The organism is Streptomyces sp. 150FB (genome assembly GCF_000818195.1).
Classification (GTDB): domain Bacteria; phylum Actinomycetota; class Actinomycetes; order Streptomycetales; family Streptomycetaceae; genus Streptomyces.
In genome coordinates this window covers 623459-624734 of sequence record NZ_JTHL01000001.1, presented here as the reverse complement: position 1 = coordinate 624734, position 1276 = coordinate 623459, and the positions used below count along the sequence as shown (strand labels likewise).

The 1276-nt window shown below is 74.8% G+C and carries 1 pseudogene; it reads left to right on the top strand.

The window, feature by feature from the left end:
• Positions 1-1276, top strand: a pseudogene (locus QR77_RS02580) (hypothetical protein); the annotation flags it as partial.

Sequence of the window (1276 nt, the reverse complement as noted above, 5' to 3'; positions counted from 1 at the left end):
GCCGGAGGCGTCGTCGGACCGCTGCTGCTGGCCGCCCTCGCCTGCTGCGCGGCGGTGGTGCTCTACGTGGTGTGCCGCAGGGGCCGCAGCGAACGCGTCCGGGACGCCGTCCTCGACCGCACCCTCATCACCTGGCTCCCGGCGTCCTCGCTCGTCCTGCTCGCGCTGGCGGCGCTCTACGCCGCCTGGTCACGGCCCGGTTGGGCCTCGTCGGGCGCGCTCCCCGGCAATGTCGCCTTCAGGGTGATCGCCCTGGCCCAACTCGCCCTGATCGTCACACTCGCAGTCACCGCCCACGTCCTGCACCGCCGCGCACCGCACCCCCGGGTCGTCATGCACGGCCTCGGCGGACCCGCTGTCGCCATGCTCGCCTGCGCCCTGGGCGGGGTGATGACCGGCGGCGTCGCCCAGCGCGTCGGCGACTGGCTCGACGGCGACGCCACCCCCGGCATGGGCGGGGGCGCCATAGTGGGCCCGCCCGTCCTGCTGAGCTGGCAGGCCTCCGTCATCCCGGTGCTGCTCGCGCTGCTGCTCGTGCCGGTGGCCGTGCTCGCCGTCCGTACGGTCCGCGCCACCCGAGCGCTGGAGCCCGTCGTCGAGGCCGAGTACGACCCGAAGCAGCCCGACGCCATCCGTACCCGCCAGATCGCGGGCACCCGGGCCAGGGCGGCCCTCACCGACGCAGCCCCCTGGCTCGTCGGCGTCATCTCCGGCACCTGCCTGCTGCTCGGCGGCGGCGCGGTCGCCGGATCGTGGCTGAGCGGCGAAGTGCCCGGGCAGGCCGCCGACGGCACCACGCCCGTCGTCGAATCCCTCGCCGACATCACACAGTCGATGGGGTCCTGGCTGACCGGCCTCGGATTCATACTGTTCGTCACCTGGGGCCGCCGGGCCTACCGCGACGCCTCGGCCCGGCGCACCATCGGCATCCTCTGGGACGTCGGCACCTTCTGGCCGCGCGCCGCGCACCCCTTCGCGCCGCCCTGCTACGCCGAGCGCGCCGTCCCCGACCTCACCTGGCGGATCGCCACCTGGACCGCCCGCACCGGCGGCAGGCTCGTCCTGTCGGGCCACTCGCAGGGCACGGTGCTCGCGGCGGCCGCCGTCTGGCAGTTGCGGACCGAGACCAGGCACCGCGTGGCGCTGCTGACGTACGGCTCCCCGCTGGAGCGGCTCTACGGGCGCTGGTTCCCCGCGTACTTCGGCGCCGGGCAGCTCAAGGACCTCAACACCGAACTGCACTGCTGGCGCAATCTGTGGCGCGCCCACCGACCCG